At 37.0% G+C, this 18,275-nt stretch carries 25 protein-coding genes and 1 riboswitch; of the genes, 9 read left to right on the top strand and 16 right to left on the bottom strand.

Features of this window, described 5'->3' with window-relative positions; genetic code table 11:
- Positions 1-70: 70 nt before the first annotated feature.
- Positions 71-616, bottom strand: coding sequence for a signal peptidase I (lepB, locus tag DZB84_RS15205; RefSeq protein WP_116353126.1), 546 nt, complete (start codon positions 614-616; stop codon positions 71-73).
- A gap of 203 nt (positions 617-819) precedes the next feature.
- Between lepB and DZB84_RS15210 the strand changes: the two genes are divergently transcribed.
- Genes DZB84_RS15210 through DZB84_RS15220 form a run of 3 tightly spaced genes read left to right on the top strand, consistent with a single transcriptional unit; the run spans position 820 to position 3,078 of the window.
- Positions 820-1,179 carry a PadR family transcriptional regulator gene (locus DZB84_RS15210; RefSeq protein ID WP_116353127.1) on the top strand — a complete coding sequence of 120 codons (360 nt, stop codon included), beginning with the start codon at positions 820-822 and terminating at the stop codon, positions 1,177-1,179.
- The gene (locus DZB84_RS15215) at positions 1,157-1,639 is read left to right on the top strand and encodes a G protein-coupled receptor family protein (protein WP_116353128.1); all 483 of its coding nucleotides are present in this window, start codon (positions 1,157-1,159) and stop codon (positions 1,637-1,639) included. Before DZB84_RS15210 ends, DZB84_RS15215 begins: the two co-directional genes overlap by 23 nt.
- The gene (locus tag DZB84_RS15220) at positions 1,636-3,078 is read left to right on the top strand and encodes a serine hydrolase domain-containing protein (protein WP_116353129.1); all 1,443 of its coding nucleotides are present in this window, start codon (positions 1,636-1,638) and stop codon (positions 3,076-3,078) included. Before DZB84_RS15215 ends, DZB84_RS15220 begins: the two co-directional genes overlap by 4 nt.
- Before the next feature lie 64 nt (positions 3,079-3,142).
- Here the strand turns inward: DZB84_RS15220 and DZB84_RS15225 are convergent, their stop codons facing one another.
- The 12 genes from DZB84_RS15225 to DZB84_RS15280 all read right to left on the bottom strand — a co-directional run bounded on the left by DZB84_RS15225 (position 3,143) and on the right by DZB84_RS15280 (position 11,272).
- Positions 3,143-3,646 (bottom strand): DinB family protein, encoded by a 504-nt coding sequence (locus DZB84_RS15225; RefSeq protein ID WP_116353130.1) that lies wholly within the window; start codon positions 3,644-3,646, stop codon positions 3,143-3,145.
- Positions 3,647-3,744: 98 nt separating this feature from the next.
- A complete protein-coding gene (locus DZB84_RS15230; RefSeq protein WP_116353277.1) occupies positions 3,745-4,671 on the bottom strand; it encodes an NADP-dependent oxidoreductase in 927 nt (308 codons plus the stop codon).
- Positions 4,672-5,132: 461 nt separating this feature from the next.
- The gene (locus DZB84_RS15240) at positions 5,133-5,579 is read right to left on the bottom strand and encodes a GNAT family N-acetyltransferase (RefSeq protein WP_116353131.1); all 447 of its coding nucleotides are present in this window, start codon (positions 5,577-5,579) and stop codon (positions 5,133-5,135) included.
- Positions 5,580-5,687: 108 nt separating this feature from the next.
- Positions 5,688-6,773 carry a DUF3626 domain-containing protein gene (locus tag DZB84_RS15245; RefSeq protein WP_116353278.1) on the bottom strand — a complete coding sequence of 362 codons (1,086 nt, stop codon included), beginning with the start codon at positions 6,771-6,773 and terminating at the stop codon, positions 5,688-5,690.
- 46 nt (positions 6,774-6,819) lie between these two features.
- On the bottom strand, positions 6,820-7,701 hold the full coding sequence (locus DZB84_RS15250; RefSeq protein WP_116353132.1) for a PhzF family phenazine biosynthesis protein: 882 nt from the start codon (positions 7,699-7,701) through the stop codon (positions 6,820-6,822).
- A gap of 29 nt (positions 7,702-7,730) precedes the next feature.
- Positions 7,731-7,973 (bottom strand): DUF3291 domain-containing protein, encoded by a 243-nt coding sequence (locus DZB84_RS25310; protein WP_223254466.1) that lies wholly within the window; start codon positions 7,971-7,973, stop codon positions 7,731-7,733.
- Between the two features lie 23 nt (positions 7,974-7,996).
- Positions 7,997-8,194 (bottom strand): hypothetical protein, encoded by a 198-nt coding sequence (locus DZB84_RS25315; RefSeq protein ID WP_223254467.1) that lies wholly within the window; start codon positions 8,192-8,194, stop codon positions 7,997-7,999.
- Positions 8,195-8,340: 146 nt separating this feature from the next.
- The gene (locus DZB84_RS15260) at positions 8,341-8,883 is read right to left on the bottom strand and encodes a GNAT family N-acetyltransferase (protein ID WP_116353133.1); all 543 of its coding nucleotides are present in this window, start codon (positions 8,881-8,883) and stop codon (positions 8,341-8,343) included.
- A gap of 160 nt (positions 8,884-9,043) precedes the next feature.
- Complete coding sequence (locus DZB84_RS15265; RefSeq protein ID WP_116353134.1) at positions 9,044-9,358, bottom strand: DMT family transporter; 315 nt, start codon at positions 9,356-9,358, stop codon at positions 9,044-9,046.
- A complete protein-coding gene (locus DZB84_RS15270) occupies positions 9,358-9,699 on the bottom strand; it encodes a DMT family transporter (protein ID WP_116353135.1) in 342 nt (113 codons plus the stop codon). Before DZB84_RS15270 ends, DZB84_RS15265 begins: the two co-directional genes overlap by 1 nt.
- A gap of 65 nt (positions 9,700-9,764) precedes the next feature.
- Positions 9,765-9,864: riboswitch (guanidine-I (ykkC/yxkD leader) on the bottom strand.
- 118 nt (positions 9,865-9,982) lie between these two features.
- Complete coding sequence (locus DZB84_RS15275) at positions 9,983-10,690, bottom strand: DNA alkylation repair protein (RefSeq protein ID WP_116353136.1); 708 nt, start codon at positions 10,688-10,690, stop codon at positions 9,983-9,985.
- A gap of 195 nt (positions 10,691-10,885) precedes the next feature.
- Positions 10,886-11,272, bottom strand: a complete 387-nt coding sequence (locus DZB84_RS15280; RefSeq protein WP_223254468.1) for a DUF5661 family protein — start codon at positions 11,270-11,272, stop codon at positions 10,886-10,888.
- Positions 11,273-11,505: 233 nt separating this feature from the next.
- Between DZB84_RS15280 and DZB84_RS15285 the strand changes: the two genes are divergently transcribed.
- The 3 genes from DZB84_RS15285 to DZB84_RS15295 all read left to right on the top strand — a co-directional run bounded on the left by DZB84_RS15285 (position 11,506) and on the right by DZB84_RS15295 (position 12,384).
- Complete coding sequence (locus DZB84_RS15285) at positions 11,506-11,814, top strand: hypothetical protein (protein WP_116353137.1); 309 nt, start codon at positions 11,506-11,508, stop codon at positions 11,812-11,814.
- A 198-nt stretch (positions 11,815-12,012) separates the two neighbouring features.
- Positions 12,013-12,198 carry a spore coat protein D gene (locus DZB84_RS15290; RefSeq protein WP_116353138.1) on the top strand — a complete coding sequence of 62 codons (186 nt, stop codon included), beginning with the start codon at positions 12,013-12,015 and terminating at the stop codon, positions 12,196-12,198.
- Between the two features lie 84 nt (positions 12,199-12,282).
- On the top strand, positions 12,283-12,384 hold the full coding sequence (locus DZB84_RS15295; protein WP_116353139.1) for a YjcZ family sporulation protein: 102 nt from the start codon (positions 12,283-12,285) through the stop codon (positions 12,382-12,384).
- Positions 12,385-12,486: 102 nt separating this feature from the next.
- On the opposite strand, the gene DZB84_RS15300 is transcribed toward DZB84_RS15295, so the two are convergent.
- Complete coding sequence (locus DZB84_RS15300; RefSeq protein ID WP_116353140.1) at positions 12,487-12,864, bottom strand: VOC family protein; 378 nt, start codon at positions 12,862-12,864, stop codon at positions 12,487-12,489.
- A 452-nt stretch (positions 12,865-13,316) separates the two neighbouring features.
- Here DZB84_RS15300 and DZB84_RS15310 point away from each other — a divergent pair, with 452 nt between their 5' ends.
- Positions 13,317-14,033 carry a LysM peptidoglycan-binding domain-containing protein gene (locus tag DZB84_RS15310; protein ID WP_116353141.1) on the top strand — a complete coding sequence of 239 codons (717 nt, stop codon included), beginning with the start codon at positions 13,317-13,319 and terminating at the stop codon, positions 14,031-14,033.
- A gap of 54 nt (positions 14,034-14,087) precedes the next feature.
- Here DZB84_RS15310 and DZB84_RS15315 read toward each other — a convergent pair whose 3' ends face one another.
- Positions 14,088-14,360, bottom strand: coding sequence for a DUF2277 domain-containing protein (locus tag DZB84_RS15315; protein WP_116353142.1), 273 nt, complete (start codon positions 14,358-14,360; stop codon positions 14,088-14,090).
- A 456-nt stretch (positions 14,361-14,816) separates the two neighbouring features.
- On the opposite strand from DZB84_RS15315, the gene DZB84_RS15320 reads away from it, so the two are divergent.
- Both DZB84_RS15320 and DZB84_RS15325 read left to right on the top strand, forming a co-directional pair.
- Positions 14,817-16,040 carry an MFS transporter gene (locus tag DZB84_RS15320; protein WP_116353143.1) on the top strand — a complete coding sequence of 408 codons (1,224 nt, stop codon included), beginning with the start codon at positions 14,817-14,819 and terminating at the stop codon, positions 16,038-16,040.
- A 240-nt stretch (positions 16,041-16,280) separates the two neighbouring features.
- The gene (locus DZB84_RS15325; protein WP_116353144.1) at positions 16,281-17,474 is read left to right on the top strand and encodes an MFS transporter; all 1,194 of its coding nucleotides are present in this window, start codon (positions 16,281-16,283) and stop codon (positions 17,472-17,474) included.
- A gap of 137 nt (positions 17,475-17,611) precedes the next feature.
- Here the strand turns inward: DZB84_RS15325 and DZB84_RS15330 are convergent, their stop codons facing one another.
- Positions 17,612-18,118, bottom strand: coding sequence for a GNAT family N-acetyltransferase (locus tag DZB84_RS15330; protein WP_116353145.1), 507 nt, complete (start codon positions 18,116-18,118; stop codon positions 17,612-17,614).
- Positions 18,119-18,275: the final 157 nt, after the last annotated feature.

An 18,275-nucleotide genomic window follows, 5' to 3' on the forward strand; every position in this document is an offset into this window, starting at 1 on the left:
GTTTCAAATAAGTGGAAGATTATAACAACGACATTAAAAAAAGGTGCTATGGGAATGCACCTTTTAGAAATCATTTATCAATTATTTTAATCTCCTGAATTGGCCATAAAACAATATTCGTAGTTCCGACTACCTTTTCCATTGGAATTGCCCCGATATGACGACTATCCATGCTATTTCGGCGATTATCTCCCATTACAAATAAATGTCCTTCTGGAACCACATCACCACCCACCGGTGTTTCCCTTAGTGTAAATGAATAGGTTAGTGGACCATCCTTTACAGCTTCTTTACTTTTATCTAAATAGGGTTCATCGTAAGGTTCACCGTTTATATACAACGTATCATTTTTATATTCGATGCGATCACCTGGCAAACCAATTACTCTTTTAATAAAGTCTTTTTCCCCTGTCGCATGAAAGACAACAACATCAAACCGCTTCGGTTCTCCTATTTTTGTGACAATCATTCGATTTTGATCATGCAAAGTTGGCGCCATCGAAGCCCCTTCAACGACAACAGGAGTAAAGAAAAAGCCACGAACAATAAAAGCTACGATAATTGCAATAAAGAGGGCTTTCATCCATTCCCAAATCTCACTTCTCTTTTCAACCAATACTTCACCTTCTCACGTTTTCTATTTTTTGAGGAAGTAATCCTATTTTAATTATTATATTCCACAAATAAGTTCAAATTCCTTCTAAATACAGCGCAATCAAAGGATTACTTTTGTTAATCTTACGATGATTTTATCCATCTTTACATATTTTTTACAATTATATACTTGATTGAAGTATATAATTGAATTAAAGTGAAAATATGGACAGAACAAGTTTAATAAAAGGTCATTTAGAAATGTGTGTGTTAGCAATTTTATCTCGTCAGAAAAGCTATGGATATGAAATTATGAAGGAACTAGAAAAACATAATTTAAAGTTGAAAGGAGTAGGCAGTATTTATCCAATCCTCACAAAGCTTAGCGAGCAGGAGTGGGTTTACACTTCAAGGGAACTAACTGAATCAGGAAAAGTAAGAGTGTATTATGAAATCAATAAAAATGGTCAACGCGCCCTTACAAATAAAATAGCGGAATGGCTTCATTTACAAAATGATATAAAGTCCTTGCTTGCTGAAAACATGAAGGAGACAAATGAAGATGACTACATTAACAAAAATTGAAAAAGATTATGTAGAAAAGGTTCTTTTGGAATTAAAAAAATACAAGATTAATAGGGAGCATTTGGATAGTATCAACGAGCAGCTATTGGATCACATTTCATCCTCGCATGAAAACGGCGAAAATAGCATCGAACAACTTGGCGATTCAGAAACCCTCGTTAAAGATTATTTAGAAATATACGGTATCGATAAGGATTATCCAGAAAAACAGAAATTAAAACGATCTCCTTTCATATTGGGAGCCATCTCATTTCCAGTTGTGTATCTATTTAGTCAGCTAATCTTTTCCTTATTTTTAACCCAATCTTTCACAAAGCAAAGATCGTTCGAATACAATATCATTTATCGAATTTCTGAACAGCTGTGGTGGAATACGTTGCTAGTTTCAATAAGCTTATTCACCGCCCTTGCCTTTTCGATTTTTATAACTGTCATTTTAAGAAGGAGGTCGACAAGGTGAAAAGAATATCACATTACCTGATTTTTACGATATTATTCATATTCTTGTTGCCATCTTCTCATAGTTCAGCCCAGGATGCGATAGAGTCAAAGTTACATTTGTATATTGAGAAATACATCGAAAAGCAACGTATCCCGGGTGCTGCGGTTTCAATTGTTGAAAATGATATGGTCATATACTCGGAATCATTTGGAAAAACAGGAGGGAATGAAATAGAAGTAACACCTGACACTCCATTTTTGTTAGGTTCCATTAGTAAATCCTTCACAGCGCTTGCTGTTCTAAAACTTGCAGAAGAAGGATTGGTTGAACTAGATGATCCTATTAAAAAATACCTCCCTTCTTTTACGTTAAAAGATAATGAGCCTGTTTCAAAGATAACCATTAAACAGCTACTTACACAAACAAGTGGTCTGAGTACATATGACGGGATGGCTATATCGGATTTAGGCTCCGATAATAGTGATGCAATCCAAACGAATATTCAATTGCTCTCAGATACCGAACTAACAGAAACTCCAGGGACTCAACACCAGTACAGTAATGCAAACTACTCTATTCTTGCAGCTTTAATCGAGGAAGTGTCCGGACAGTCTTATGCAGACTTTATGGAAGAACGTGTTTTTAAGCCATTAGGAATGACTCATGCTGCCGCCGATATTGAAAGAGCAACTGACCGAGGGTATCAATCAGGCTATCAATCCTGGTTCGGATTCCCTGTTAAAAGTAAAGTCCCATATGACAATGGCGGTGCCCCGTACGGATACATAGCAGCAAGTTCAAATGACATGGTTCATTATTTGAAGGCCCTAATTGACGGAAATACTAAAAAACTTGTGAACGAAGAACTTTTAAATCTGGCCTTTTCACCACATGTGCAAACGGGAGAAACAAGGTATTATGGCTTTGGTTGGAGAATAACAGACCCAGGTTCGGACAACGAAATGATCTGGCATTCCGGATCCACCCCTGACTCTCGGACAGACATTTTTTTCTATCCTGAAAGCAAGTGGGGAGCTGTCATTTTAACGAATAAGGAACATATTTTAGAAGAGGCCGCCCTTATCCATTTCAGGAATGGGATTATATCCATTATGAATGGCGAAGAACCAATGGATGTGGTTGCCTATAAACCAACTGTTCAAATTGCTATTACTCTTTTACTATTGATTCTTGCCGGAAACATTATTCGAATCCTATTTAAAAATAAATCTAGTAAAGAAATTAGATATCGTCGTATGAATATAGTTGTAGGGATAATATTGGTTTTGTTAGCTATTATATTAATTCCATTGCTCATCTATTTTTCATCATCACCTTGGTATACAATCACATTATTTGCACCTGATATTGCTCTCCTCACAGTTTCCTTAACCGTATTCTTGTTTGTAAACGGCATCCTTCTCCTATTCTCTAAAAAAGGAAAGGAATCACTTTAATATTTGTAGCCGGAAACTCTTTTTGAGCTTCCGGCCTTTTATACACCTATATGGTTCGATTCATTCACATCTTAGGTGCTTCCCTTCCAATCCTAGCCCATTCCTCTTTTGATGGTCCATAAATCCCAGGGACAGTTAAACCAGCTTGACGCATAAGAATGGTCATTTGACCACGATGGTGAATTTGATGTTGGATCATAAAAAATAAAAGTTCGGAATTGGAAAAGTTCTGTCCGAAAACATCTTGTACTTCCTTAAGTTTTTCGTCAGTCCATTGGTTTTGTAGAGCTTCACACAAAGCGATACTTGTTTTTTTATAGCTTTCTGATATGTACTTTGCTGAGGTTGGAACAGGATAATCTTGTGTGGGCGAGTCAAAGGAAAGATCTGTTTGAGAAGCTATTACGCCAATGGCTGTTACAGTATGCCAAGCGATTCGGCCTAAGGTCCAATTTTGAGGTGTTACTTCTTGGGATAAGGATTCATCTGTAAGTTGATTAAGTATTTTTTGAGTAGCATCTGATTCAAATTTCCATAATGCGAAAAAACCGTTTAGTGTTTGAAACATATTCATCCTCCTTACTTAACACTTCATACATATTCGATATTTCATAAAAATATCCCTTGAATACACTGGCAGGAATCTGAGCATTCAAAGTATAGTGGTTAATTTTCTATGTGAAGAATAATACGCCCGCGGCCATGGCCAATCTGGCTCAGTTCATGTGCACGTCTGGCTTCATGAAGTGGAAATGTCTTTAAAATAACCGCTTTTATAATTCCTTCTTCCATTAGTTGAGCTATTTCCTTTAAGTCCTCAATTGATGAAAGACGATTCGGCTTTAATGCCTTAATTCCGTGCTTCTTCGCTTTTTCCAAAGACGGCTGTTCCAATAGTGAAATAAGCGTCCCACCTGACTTTACTACTGACCAAGAGCGTTCAAGTGTGTCTCCTCCCACTGTATCCATTACAAGATCTACATCTTTTACGACTTCTTCAAAAGGTGTGGAGGTATAATCGATCACTGTTTCTGCACCTAAAGAGCGAACAAAATCAGTATTTGCCGGTGAAGCTGTGCCAATCACATGTGCACCTTTCCATTTAGCAAATTGTACCGCATATGAACCTACTCCACCGGCTGCACCGTGAATCAATACTCTTTGCCCAGCTTTCACTTTTCCATCATGAATAAGTGCCTGCCAAGCGGTTGCTGCACCGCCAGATATTGTTGCTGCGTCATCAAAATGAATCGAAGGAGGTTTAAGAACAAGAGATTCCTTGGAAACGACTATGTACTCTGCATATGTTCCCATTGTGCTTCTTCCGAATACCTGCTGCCCCTTCCTGTAAGTCGTAACATTGACTCCAACCTCTTCAACAACCCCTGAAAAAGCAGAACCAGGGATATACGGAAATTGTATCGAACGTATTTCCTTAAATAGTCCTTGACGAAGTTTCCAGTCTACTGGTAGTACACCAACCGAATGAACACGAATCAGTACCTCTCCTTCCTTCGGCTCGGGACATAGAATCTTTTCATATTTTAATTCTTCAGGTCCTCCATATTGATAAACTCGGATAGCATTAATCATTTTTTTCAAGAATTTTCACCTTCCTTTCCTAAGTTCAAGTAATCACAAAATACACATCTCTCCATTTTCATCAAAAGCAGGCTTAAAGTCAAACGCAAAAGGCGAAGGTCCATGTGGGTGATTTAAACTATCTACAGTATAAATTTGCAACTAAAGCCATAACAGCCCTCCATTCACATTCTATATATAGGTATATTCAATTATGATGGGATCTTATAACTTTAGTTACCATGCGTACCGTTTTAAAAATGGGATAGCCTGCTCAAAAGTCAGGCTATCCCATCCAATCTTCACTATAAAATAGTTTCTTCTTTTAAATTTAATCTTCTTCTATTGTAGATTTTTCTTCATAAGCGACGCTACTTGTATATTTTCTTGTTGAAAAGTGTTTTCTAGGTTCTTGATAATCAACTCGTTTTGGTCATTGTAAAGCCCATTTTTTCACCACTCAATATATAAAGTTATTCAGCCAACTCTAATTCATAATGATAAAATTGAGAATCCCTTTTGTATCCATTTTTCTCATATAATCGTTGCGCAGTATGGTTATCTGGTGCTGTACTGAGACTAAGGCTTTTAGCACCTGTTTCAAGTGCGTATTCCTTTGCTTTCTGTAAAAGCCGTTCTCCTACACCTTGTTTTCTCGCTTTTGAATCAACATATAAGTCATTTAAGATCCAAGCCCTTTTCATAGATATAGACGAAAATGTAGGATAAAGTTGAGTGAAGCCAACATAGTTTGCTTTATCTTTAGCCACAAAGATAACAGATTCATTGCTTTCCATTCGCGCTTTTATGTAAGTCATGGCACCTTCCAGATCGGAATTTTGTTGATAAAACATCCGATACGAATTAAATAAGTTTGATACACCTTCTAAATCTTCGATTGTTGCTTGAAATATTTCCATCGTTTCTCCACCTCATAAACAATTACTTTATCATTACTTTACACTAAATTTTAAAATTTCAGGGTGAATTTCACTTAATGATTTTTACTCGCAATTATTGTTGGTAGTCTATTCCGTATTCGGCTTTCCATATTTAACCAGAACATGCCACAATAGCTTTAATTCCTGAAGTACCTCCTTATAGGTTCCACGTTCCTTCCAATTTTGAGGATTTCGGTAAAGGTCCATTACTGCACTACCAATTACACTTGCATTGATACAATTATTTTTTGCAATGCGTGCTGCTAAGGAAGGCATGGTTGGTCCTCTATAGTCAGAAGGAACTTCATCTACCGCAAGGACAAATCCCCGATGCCAATATAAGTCTATCGAATACATATGGCATAGTTTTTCTACTATTTTTCCGATTCTAGTCCCTTTAAAAGATGGGTCTGCCACAAGCACTTCCACGTCTTCTTTCAGTGAAATATCCCCATGAACTTGGGCCTCAATGTAGTGATCAAGATTCCGATTTGGTTCTTCTTTTATTAGGTCCGATACCTTTTTCTTGAGATTAACTTGTAAATGATTGATTAATTTTGGTGGTGTCAGATCCCGTTCACCAATAGCAGATTCCCTTGAGAACGTCTCTTCCAAAAGTGCAGCTAGAATCATATCAAACTCTTCATATGACCCCTTTTCCTTTGGTTCTTGATGAGAATCCAAATACGTAAAGGTAGAGCGGTGTGAGACTTTGGGGGATAAAAGAAAGTAACAAGAACCAAAACGTGGAGCAGGCCCATCTGGATGCAACATTACATTCAGTGCACCGTATTTAGGGCGTTGGTTATCAGTTGTGCCCTCTGTTTGATATGCTCCTCCAAAGAGTCTATTTTCCCAAAGGTCACGGTCTCCACCTGGAAAAGCAGATAAACTAGCATTTGATATGAGAGTTTCAAACTGACTCCTATATATTCCCTGTTCTACTAGTGCTTCGGCAACGCTTTTCATACTCGAATCTGGTCTATCGGGATGAAAATGGAGTCCAATTCGCGCATTAGCTTTTAAACTACTAACCGCTTTATTAAAGATATCACTTGGGATATTCGACATTTTTAGGACATGTTTTATTCGTTCCTTAGCTTCAAGACTATGGTTTCTAGCATAATTCGTAATATGGTCTATCGCCATTTGTTGAGACCGAGATAATTCCACCAACTTTCCATTCCTCCTCTCAATGAATCACTACTTTTATGTAGTATTATAGAAACCATTCACCTTGAGCCATTTTCACTACTTTACCACCTACATGAACATTCATTTTCCCGTTGTCTTCATCTGCTTTTAAAAATAATAAAGAAGGTCTTTTTATTTCATACCCCTGTTCCACTCTAACGTTAATTTCACTATTGTTGAAATATCGGTATTTAACTAAGTACGCGGCTAAACATCCATTCGAACTCCCCGTAGCTGGATCCTCGGGAATTCCATAGTAATCCGCGAAGTCTCGAACATTTAGATCATTTTCCGTATGGTAGGTTTCCGGAGAAAAAACCAAAATAGCTTTTGCATCCGTTTGTTCAATTAACGTAAAATATTTATCTCTATTCATATTTACTTTCTTAACTGCCTCCAGTGATTTTAAAGGGACAACAATGACTGGAAGGCCAGTCGAAACCTCTTGGATAGGGAACCTATCGTCTATGTATTCATCATCTATGTTTAAAACATCCGAAATTACTTTTTCATCTAAAATTTGTCCAAAAGAAGGTTCGTTTTGTTTCATCCATAGAACTTCTCCCCGATTATCGAACGAAACCGGTATCTGACCCGCTTTAAAATTCAGATGAAGTTTGTCCAAAGGTTCCTCTAGCACTTCGTTTTGAATGATAAAAGCTGTTCCTAATGTCGGGTGACCAGCAAAAGGAACCTCTTCATTCGGTGTAAAAATACGAACATCAAAACCATTATTATTTTTCAAATTAGACAAGATAAAAGTAGTTTCGGAATAATTAATTTCTTTGGCTATTTGCTGCATTTCCTGTTCAGAAAGAGATCCTGCGTTTGTAAAAACGGCAAGTGGATTGCCTGTATATTTCCCTTCTGAAAACACATCCACAATGGAATAATTAATTTTCACCATTCATCGCTCCAAGTTCTTATTTGTTTAATCTACTTAAGGACATATGTATTCCCTTTTTCATCAAAAGCACTCTTAAAGTCAAATGCAAAAGGCGAAGGTCCATGTTGAATATAGTAATCGTATCTCTTGAAAGCCTCCTCCCATGAGACATCCTTCACCTTCTCAGTCCACCACACAACATATGAAAGGTGCTTCTCATCATCAAGTTCCATCCATCTGCTCCTATTTCGTAACGCTTGACTATGCTTACCTGAATAAGTAAAACGATACAAAGAGTGAAGGCTTTCCCATACAGTTAATGTACGACAGGGTAATCATTTCCTTTTTCTTCTTTCGGGTTAGGCACTGCCTCTGATGAAAAGTCTTCTATTAGATATCCTGATACATATGCCTGACGCATTACTTTATACCCAAATTCATAAAAATCACGAGACACAGGGTGGTCATATGGGTGAACTAACCTACCTACCGTATAAATTGCAATTAAAGCCATAATCAGTCCTCCATTCACAGTCTATATAAAGGTATATTCATGGAAGAAGGAATCTTATAACTTCTTTTGTATTTCCTACAGCATTTTACAACAAAGTATCCAGAACGTTCTAAAATCCAGATTCTATTTATATACAATTCTATTGATTAACAACCTTTGGTTTTTAGCTGCACCCATTCATCCTCTAAAATGCTCATTTCCCATACACTCCAGTATTCTTCACCATTTTTCCCTGTATCCCTAAGCAACCCCTCTTTTATAAATCCTGCTTTTTCATAACAAGCAATAGCAGAATGATTAAAATCAAAGACCGCCAAACTGACTCTATGTAAGTGAAGATCCTCAAATGCAATTTTTAGGACTTCCTTGATCATTTGTTGACCAATTCCTTTGCCTCTTACGTCTTTATCACCTATTAATACTTTTCCTACTCGTGCCGATTTGTTTCTCCTGTCAATTTTGCCCAAAGAAATATGTCCAATAATAGTTCCAGTTTCTTTATCTACTACTTTATAAATCAACACCTCTGATTTACTGCTATTCGCATTCTCCATATATTTTTCTAATTGGCTTTCCGTTAATGGATACTCGAATGCAGGGCCTCCCCATTGGAGCAGGAACTGAGGTGTTTTTATCCAATTAATAAGTTGTCTAAAATCCGAGCGTTCAAAGTATTGAAGTTGAATCATTATAGTTGCCTCCTTATTCACACTTGAAAACCTTCACTTTTTATTATTTCAAAATCTTTTTAAAAATAAAACCTTTATCAGGCTAAAAAGCGCTACAAATCAAATAAAAAAGAAGAACAAGTTAACTTCTACGAGTCACTTCTTGTTCTTCTTTTACCCATTATGAGACAAGTTTCAATCCGACAGCTGCCCCTAAAACCATCGCGATGAAGACTAGTCTTTTCCAATCTCTTGATTCTCCATAAAAGAGCATTCCAATTATGGCACTTCCAACAACACCAATTCCCGTCCAAATCGCGTAACCTGTCCCCATCGGAATATATCTTAAAGAATAACTAAGTAAGGCAAGGCTAAAGCCAAAACCTATTATCAGTAAAACGACTGTTTGCCAATTTCGCTTAACTGACAACTGATTAATCATGGCAACACCAAATGTCTCCAATAAGCCCGCTAAAATTAAAGTAAACCAAGCCATCAAGATTCAGCCCCCTTCTCGACCTTTTCATCAGTGACTAGTTTCAAACCAATAACACCAACTAATAAAAGTAAGATTAATAGAATTTTTGTCCATTTAAATGGTTCCCCAAAGAAAAGAATGTCTGCAATGACAGTACCTCCTGTTCCTAATCCCACAAAAATGGCATAAACCGTCCCAGCCGGAAGTACTTGGGCGGCTGTAATCATTAAATAGTTACTAATTATAATGGCGATAACCGTCCCAGTCCACGTCCAAAAATCATAGGAATGAGTCAATCCAATCACCCAAAATACTTCCAAAACAGCTGCAACAAAAACTTTAATCCAATTTGTATTCATCTATAGGACACCTCCAATTTTTTCGCTCCAAACAAAAAAGCCCGAGAGAAACTGTTTTACTAGTATTCTCCCAGGCTTTTATCCCTCCGTGACACAGCACAGTGCTGTGAGTTTTCTCTCGGACCAGACCAACAATACGGTTGCGGAACCCTAGAAAACATTTCATTTATGCAATTGCTTTTCATTATACACAGATTTAAATCGAATTCCAAGATTACAGTATTGGAAACAATTAGATAAGGGTGTCAATCCTTCTTAGATCAACACCCCGATGAAAAACTTTTTAACACCTTACATATTTCCGTTTGAACCCAAGTCTTCCTTTATCCAGTTCTTTTTGAATATTTTCGTACGCGTTTAGGAAGCTACTTTTTTTCTTCTCCCTTTTGACTTCTACAATACCTACTTCCTGTGCAGTTACTGCTGCTTTTTCATGTAGTGGGACATAAGAAATTCCTACGGTGTATAAAAAATTATTCATAGAAGACTTCGTTCGTTCTGGTGATTCGTGGATCGTATTCTTCACAAGATCAAGCATTTCAGAAAGTTTGCTTTCGGAGAATTCATGATCTTTGCGATTTCCTAAAAGCCAGCAATAGCAACTCCATCCCGCTGACATTCTTAGCTCCTCGCCACTCGCAATCCATTTATCGGCAACTTCTTGTGCAATATCGGACTCTGACAAAGTGACGGCTACTACATAATCAGATAGCATATAAAAATACGCCCCATCCATCCAACGATCATAATCCGCCACCGTCATAGCATTTGGGTCTGCAATGATTCCTGCAAAGTACATCGCATCATAGTTCCCTGTGGCATAAAGCTCCTCAGCTAACGGTTGATTTATTTTTATTTTCTTTGCAATTGGTTTCATGGCCCCTGTAGCCACGCCAAAAACCGGCTCTTTTGCACCATTCGATATGTATATTTTTTTAGTTCGTTCCTTGCCGAGAGCTTCAAGCTCCTGCATTACTGTTTCAAAATCCATTGTTTGCACTCCTTTTTCAACCTATGTAGAACCATATTTTTTCTAGTTTTTTAATAAAACAGCCCTTGTCCAAATTATCGCTTTTTTGCTAACCATATACGTTAATACTAACATATTGTTTTAAAATTCATATTGATGTTTTTCCACGAGGATAGACGACCACACTACTGGTCGTCTTCCCAACTTATCGAGTGATCATTTGTTCCAATAAGCCTTTGCTTCTTTCTCAAGCACCTTTAATCTTTTGTAGTAATCAGGAAATTCGTTAAGATGAGCCAATGCAATTTTTCCAGTAATAAGTGGATTATCGTCTGTCACATTAGATTGGCTGGATATTGTTCCATGTTCAAGCTCTGTATTGACTCCCATCCAAAACTCATCTAAATCAAACTTACTTTTAGTGAAATCAATGCCTAAAAGTAAGGCAATTGCTGCAGCTTCCTCTTTGGAAAAAGACTTTACCCTTGTTACAATACGATGATTTCCACTCCAGTTTGGACTTACCGTAGTTGGATTAGGATATGGCCGACCATAGTGAAAACTGTTAGAGACATGGTACAAATATGGATGATTGTAGTACAATTCAAACTCCTCCTATATAGTAGATATTCACAATATACGTTCATTACCTATTTAGGAGCATGTCTTTCAATCGTCAAACAGATCGTAAAAAATACCGCTCAGGTTAATTAGCTAAGCAAATCAATTATTCAGTATTTTAACCAATAAAAGTCGGCTGGATGAAGCACAGTATTTCATCACCCTCATTAAAACTATAAATATAATACATTAGACTATTCAAGGAGGTATAAATAATGAACGATTATAGACTCACAAGGAACGTACGACAACCTTTATATCCATGGTATTATGGTTTCCCGTATTTTTCACCTGGAGGATTTCCCCCATATGGACCAGGCTATTGGTATACCCCCTCAATCCAACAATTATCACCACTTTCAAACATATCAGTAGTAATACCTTCCATTAGTGGCCTCCCCGTCGGTGCTTATCATGGAGCACACGGATTTCTTGGTTCACATGGATTTCACGGCGGCGGAGGTATCCATGGTTATCACGGTGGAGGATTTGGCGGCGGAGGATTTCACGGCAGATCATTTTAGCCACTCAAGTACATTATGATAAGTAGCTAGATTATTTTTTTATAGATGCTAATTCTTTAATAGGCAATGTTGCTAGATACTTTTTATGTAATCTATTACTAGTTCATAAAACTATTTTTATAAGAATCTAATGGATTTGTCCGTTTCAAAATCTATCACTTCCTCATCTTATATAAGATAAGAGGAGGTGAAATGAAAATGAATCGTACAAGACCAGTCTATTATCCTCCAAAATATCGAGTTCGAAATGAATTTGTCAGACGAGTCCACCCTATAATCCAACCAATTGTCGAAGTTAATCGTATTAATGTAATAGATGTAACAAAACGTATTATTAAACCAATAAGAAGAACTGAAGTGGTGCATCATAGACGGAGATACTAATCTAGTTGTAATTCCACTCTTGTCCATGTCGGGCAATATTGATGATGCATAGATTATGTTATCTTTGAAAGAGGGGGTGTATCGATGAGTTACGGAGGCGGACACGGAATGGGATTTGCGTTAATTGTTGTACTCTTCATCCTACTAATTATTGTTGGTGCTTCATTCATGGGCGGAGGATACTAATCCCTACTAGGAGCGCATTACTGGCTTCTAATCTAATCTTATTTCTGAGTATATAGCAACAAATAGTCCCTACCCTTACACAAAGTAGGGACTATTTAAAAATTATTTTTTCTCCATAACCGCAAAGTAGTTTTCTTCGTTATCAGCAAAGTTAAATACTTTTCCTGAAGGCATCGTTACAATTTCTCCGACTTTTACATTTTTGTTTGATAAGTCGGTATGTAATTGTTCGAGGTTCTCTGTAAAAAACATTAAGGAAGGTGTACCAAGGTTTAAGTCTGGTGACATTTTTGCAACGAATTCCTTATTGTGTAGAATAATGCTAGTTTCTGCGTCCTTTTTTGGAGCAATTTCAATCCATCTCATTTGGCCATTATCTTCTTCAGCAATCACCGTAAAGCCTAATGTTTCTGTCCAAAATTTCACTACCTCATCTTGATTATTGACATACAACATGATTTGACCTACTTGACTAAACATATACTTTCTACTCCCTTTCCGGAATTTGATATCTACATAAAATGTGCCCTATTTTTAATCATTCAAAACAAACTATGCATGTTACCAGGAAACAAAACCTTTGTAACCAAATATGATTTGACCTTTGGTTGGACTCACTGAATTAAAAGTGTTTCATTTTTTATTCTTGTAACCTATGAAGTTTGGGTTAATTCTAGGCATTCCCCCCATCTACGATTTTTTTTGAAAAACTCGTGCGAACTCACAATGTCCTTTGTGCCAAGTGTAATCAGGTTTAGTCTATTCATCCTTTTTCTTCCCAAAAGTCTTTGTTTATTAATTCTCCAAATTTATCCAATAACCCTCTATTTATCTTTAATTCCCTGACTTTTTTCGGACATTCACCTACATGGTTCTTTACGAATATGCTAGTAAACATCAAACCTTGTTTATTTAAAAAGGAGGGTCAAAAGTTGAATCGTTTTTACACACATTCCGTTCAGCCAGGGGACAGTCTTTGGAGGTTGGCTCAAGCATACAAAACAACGATGGAGAATATTTTTACAGCAAATCCGGGAATAAACCCAAATTATTTACGAGTGGGAGAGTTTATTAAAATTCCAAATATCCAATTAAATAAGGATCGTTGCATTAGCCAAGCTGAAGTAGACTATCGGAACGATTTGCGCAGCCTTTGGGAAGAGCATGTGGCGTGGACAAGGATGGCAATAATTAGTCTAATATTTAAGCTCCCTGACATCGACTTTGTTCTCAAGAGGCTACTTAGAAACGCAACTGATATGGGGAATATGTTTCGTCGATTATACGGAGACACGGCCGCAACAGCGTATGGAAATTTAATTAAGGATCATTTGTTGATTGCGGCAGACCTTGTCAAAGCAGCGTTAGCTGGTGACCAAAAAGCTGCCATGGCTGCCGAAAAAAAGTGGTATCGAAACGCGGATGACATAGCGAAGTTTTTAAGTACTGGGAATCCATATATTTCTGAAGAGACGTTTAGAAAAATGTTCTATGAACACCTAGATCTAACAAAACAGGAAGCTGTCTTCATGATCAATAAGGATTATCAAAAAGACATTGATGTATATGACAAAATTGAAAAGCAGGCAAGAATGATGGCAGATACTATTTCTGATGCTATGGTGCTACTATATCCGGATATGTTTTGATGGGAAACCCTCCTTACTACTAGGAGGGCTTGCTTTTGGGTTGAAAGTCTACATTTATTTGGGTCCAAATCTTTTAGCTGAACGAATGCGTGCACGCTCAGCTTCTACTTCGCGATTACGAGGCTCTGCACTGGTCTCCAATGCATTTAACAAATTTCTAGTTACCAAAGCAATTTCACTAATTGCTTGATTAAATGCCTCTTCGTTCATCTTCGAGGGCTTATTAAAACCTGTTATCTTTTTAACGTACTGTAAAGATGCTGCATGAATCTCTTCGTCGGTAGCCGGTGGATCAAAATTAAATAATGTTCGAATGTTTCTGCACATAATTTACTCCTCATTGTTTTTTTAAAGTATAATCCATATCCATGAAAGATACTTTGATAGTACCACAACATTGCCTTTCCCACTAAAAGAACTCCAGCAAAATACTCTCCTTTAGAGTGTTAAGAAAATTACATGGTACTTAATAAAATAAATACTTGATAGTCCAAATAATCTTGAGGTAAGATAATTACACTACTATACGAGAGGGTGACCATAGGGCGATGATCTACTAATCCCGGTTTCATACGTACAATCGTAAAATACGATGTCATATTTGAATGGGATTAGTGTATCTATTTATAGGTAAAAGAAGATCGTTGCAATAGTACAGGTGTGTGCTATGTCTTTTCCTATGGTTTTTTAGGATTCCCATCCAAATATGACGGATGGGAATTTTTGTGTGTTTTTACGTATTAACGCCTAAACAGAAATTTACATTCAGAAATGAGGAATTTGATGTCAACGTTATTTAAAAATCGTTTCGTTCAAGCCATTTTCCTTTCCGCCCTATTTCTCCAAGTCGGGATTTGGATTCGGAATTTTGCTGTTCTTTTATTCGTCATGGAAAAAACAAATGGAGATGCTTTTGCAGTGTCGATGATTTCAGTTGCAGAGTTTGCACCAATCTTTATCTTTTCCTTTATTGGCGGAACCTTTGCTGATCGCTGGAGGCCAAAAAGAACGATGATTTGGTGTGATATTTTAAGTGCCGTTTCAGTGTTTGCCGTATTAGTCACCCTTGTCATTGGATCGTGGAAGATTATCTTTTTTGCCACTTTAATTTCGGCCATTTTATCACAATTTTCTCAGCCTTCTGGGATGAAATTATTCAAAATGCATCTAAATGAAGAACTCATCCAACAAGCTATGTCTATTTACCAAACGATTTTCGCTGTGTTCATGGTGTTTGGACCGGTGCTTGGAACCTTTGTGTTTCAGCAATTTGGAATCGATGCTTCTATTGCAATAACTGGAGTAGCGTTCTTACTTTCAGCGGCAATGCTGGCATTTATTCCTGCTGACCATTCCATGGAACGGGAGAAGAAGGGGTCAACTTTGCTTGAAGAAATGAAAAGTGGAATTCGGTATGTCCTTTCCAAAAAAGAACTAAAGTTGCTTGGCCTTTGTTTTATGGCAGCTGGGCTTGCAATAGGATTAATTCAACCGTTAACAATCTTCCTGGTAACAGAACAATTAATATTGCCAAAGGAGAATTTACAATGGCTACTAATGGCTAATGGAATCGGTATGATAGTAGGTGGTGCGGTTTCTGTTATTTTTTCCAAAGCAGTTCCACCACAAAGACTATTAATGATTGGAATGTTAGCGAATGCGATTGGCATGGCAGTTGTTGGCTTTTCATCCAGTTTGCCAATTACACTAGGTGCCCAATTCTTTAACGGACTATTCTTCCCTTGTATTCAAATTGGAATTAACACGATGATTCTTCAAAATACCAAGGCTGAATTTATTGGTCGAGTGAACGGAACACTTAGTCCATTGTTCACAGGATCCATGGTATTAACGATGAGTATTGCAGGTGTTTTAAAGGAGGCATTTTCAATCGTTGTCATGTTCGAGTTGGCAGCCATTTTATTTGTTTTCGGTATGCTCGTAATCCTGCCTTTGTACAATTTAAAAGGCCCCAAACAAGGAGAACCAATGCTGGCAAAGGAATAGAATAAGCAATAGGACAGATCCTTTAATAAGGTTTCTGTCCTTTTTTTACACTCGCTAATTGGTTGAAGAAGAGAAATCTTATTCATCGTATTTTTGCAATAGCACTAATAATTTATTGAAAACAACTCTAAATATTTTTTTAAAAAAAGAGAAGAATAAATTTATCATGAATAAAAAAGCAATCCTCATGTAAAAATCATCACTATATTCAGAAATAGCCTTGAAAGGCGGTCTAATACCATGGGTAAAGTAAAAGGTAAATTATGGACAAACCAATACGTCATTATTATTTTATTGTCTTTAGTGATGTTCGCTTCTTTTTACATGATTACAGCAGGTTTCCCAATTTTCGTATCAACTATTAGTGATAATCCAGCGATTGCAGGAATCATGACCACAACTTTAATGGTAGCATCACTAATTACGCGCTTATTTGCAAGTGTCATTATCCAGAAAGTTAATATGAAATTGCTCCTCATTATTTCCCTCCTTTATTTTTTAGGGACGATCGCTCTTACTTTTGTAAACGACTCTATCGGATTTTTGATATTCATTCGAGCACTACAAGGGATTGGCTTTAGTATGCTTACGATTTTAGTCTTTACCATATCGAGTCAGATTGTTCCTAAATCTCGATTAGGTGAGGGCATTGTCTTTTTCGCCATGTCTACAAGTGTTGGGACGACAATGGGGCCATTGATTGCCATTTCTTATCTTGCAAAGTATTCATTCCATTCCATGATGGTGTTAACTCTCGGGCTTATGTCATTTTCATTTGTTTGCAGTTTTTTCACAAAAAATCCAGTTATAAAAGAGAAAGAAAGTTCAAAGGCGGTAAACAAGGAACCTTTCTATAAGTACATGTTCGATAAGCGTGTCCTTCTTCCATGTATTCTGGTAGCATTCAATTATATTACAATTGCAGGGACAGTCAATTTTATGGGGGCGTTTGGAAAAGAGATAAATGTTGGCGGAAAAATTTCTCAGTTTTTTATCGCACAAGGGCTTGCAATGGTATTAGTTCGATCTTTTTCTGGTAGAATTTTCGATAGGTTCGGTCACAGAATCCTTATTATTCCAGCCGCTATTTCAGGGGCTGGAGGTTTAATCTTATTAGGCTTTTCTACTACTATGTGGATGGTTTGGGTTTCAGGTGTATTATTTGGAATCGCATTTGCCATCATCCATCCAATTATCCAAGCGTGGGCATTAACTCTTGTTCCACCTGAGAAAAAAGCAACTGCAAATTCTATGCTACTTATTTTTATAGATTCTGGACTAGCTATTGGATCAGTAGGTCTTGGATTTTTAGCTAAAAGTGTTGGGTATGGCATGACTTTTAGTTACTCTGCAGCTTTTATGATTGTTATTTTGTTAATGTATCTATTTGGGAGCAGGAAAACGGTAGCATTGGAAGCTAATAAGGTAAAATGATCCTACCTACACATACATGCGAACAGAATAAAGCAAAACAAAGGGGCTATACCAGTCTTAATATTGACTTTTGGGACAGCCTCTACATGACTAAACCATCGAAATTTCAAGTGTAACCTTTACACAACCATTTATTTTTAAATAGACACAGAGTAAACATACACATCTTTTCCCCATTTGTTTATTGTTTTCATCACCTGCATACCAATTCGTTCTGCTACTTTAGTTGAAGGAATATTGTTTACATCAGGTAATGAGACCATCCTACTTAATTTTAATTGCTCAAATCCGTAATCCTTACAGGCTAAAGCTGCTTCTGTTGCATATCCATTGCCCCAAGCACGCCGGACAAATAAATAACCTATCTCCATCTCCATCACACCATCTACTTCTTGAGGTACAATCCCGCATTGTCCAAGAAATTCCCCAGTTACTTTATCTTCAACAATCCACAAACCAACTCCATAATCATCATAATTTTTTTGGGTCCATTTAATCCATTCTATTGTTTCACTTTCGTTTTTGGTTGAAGGATAATACTTCATTGCTATAGGATCTGAAAAGATTTCCATCAAGTTTCTAGTATCTTCTTCGTTCATCCTTCTTAACATTAACCTTTCCGTGGATAAAACTCGATTGTCCATTTTTTAATCCTCCTGGGTTTAAAAAAGTCTCCTATACTAGCAATTCCAATAGAAGATAGTAACAGCGTAGGGTCTCTCCACCCCTTAATATGACTCTCTGTTTTTATAGCAATCTTTTTAAAATGATAATCCATTTAACGCACCTAGTTGAACTCTT

This window comes from Bacillus sp. HNG (genome assembly GCF_003400205.1).
Classification (GTDB): domain Bacteria; phylum Bacillota; class Bacilli; order Bacillales; family Bacillaceae_L; genus Ferdinandcohnia.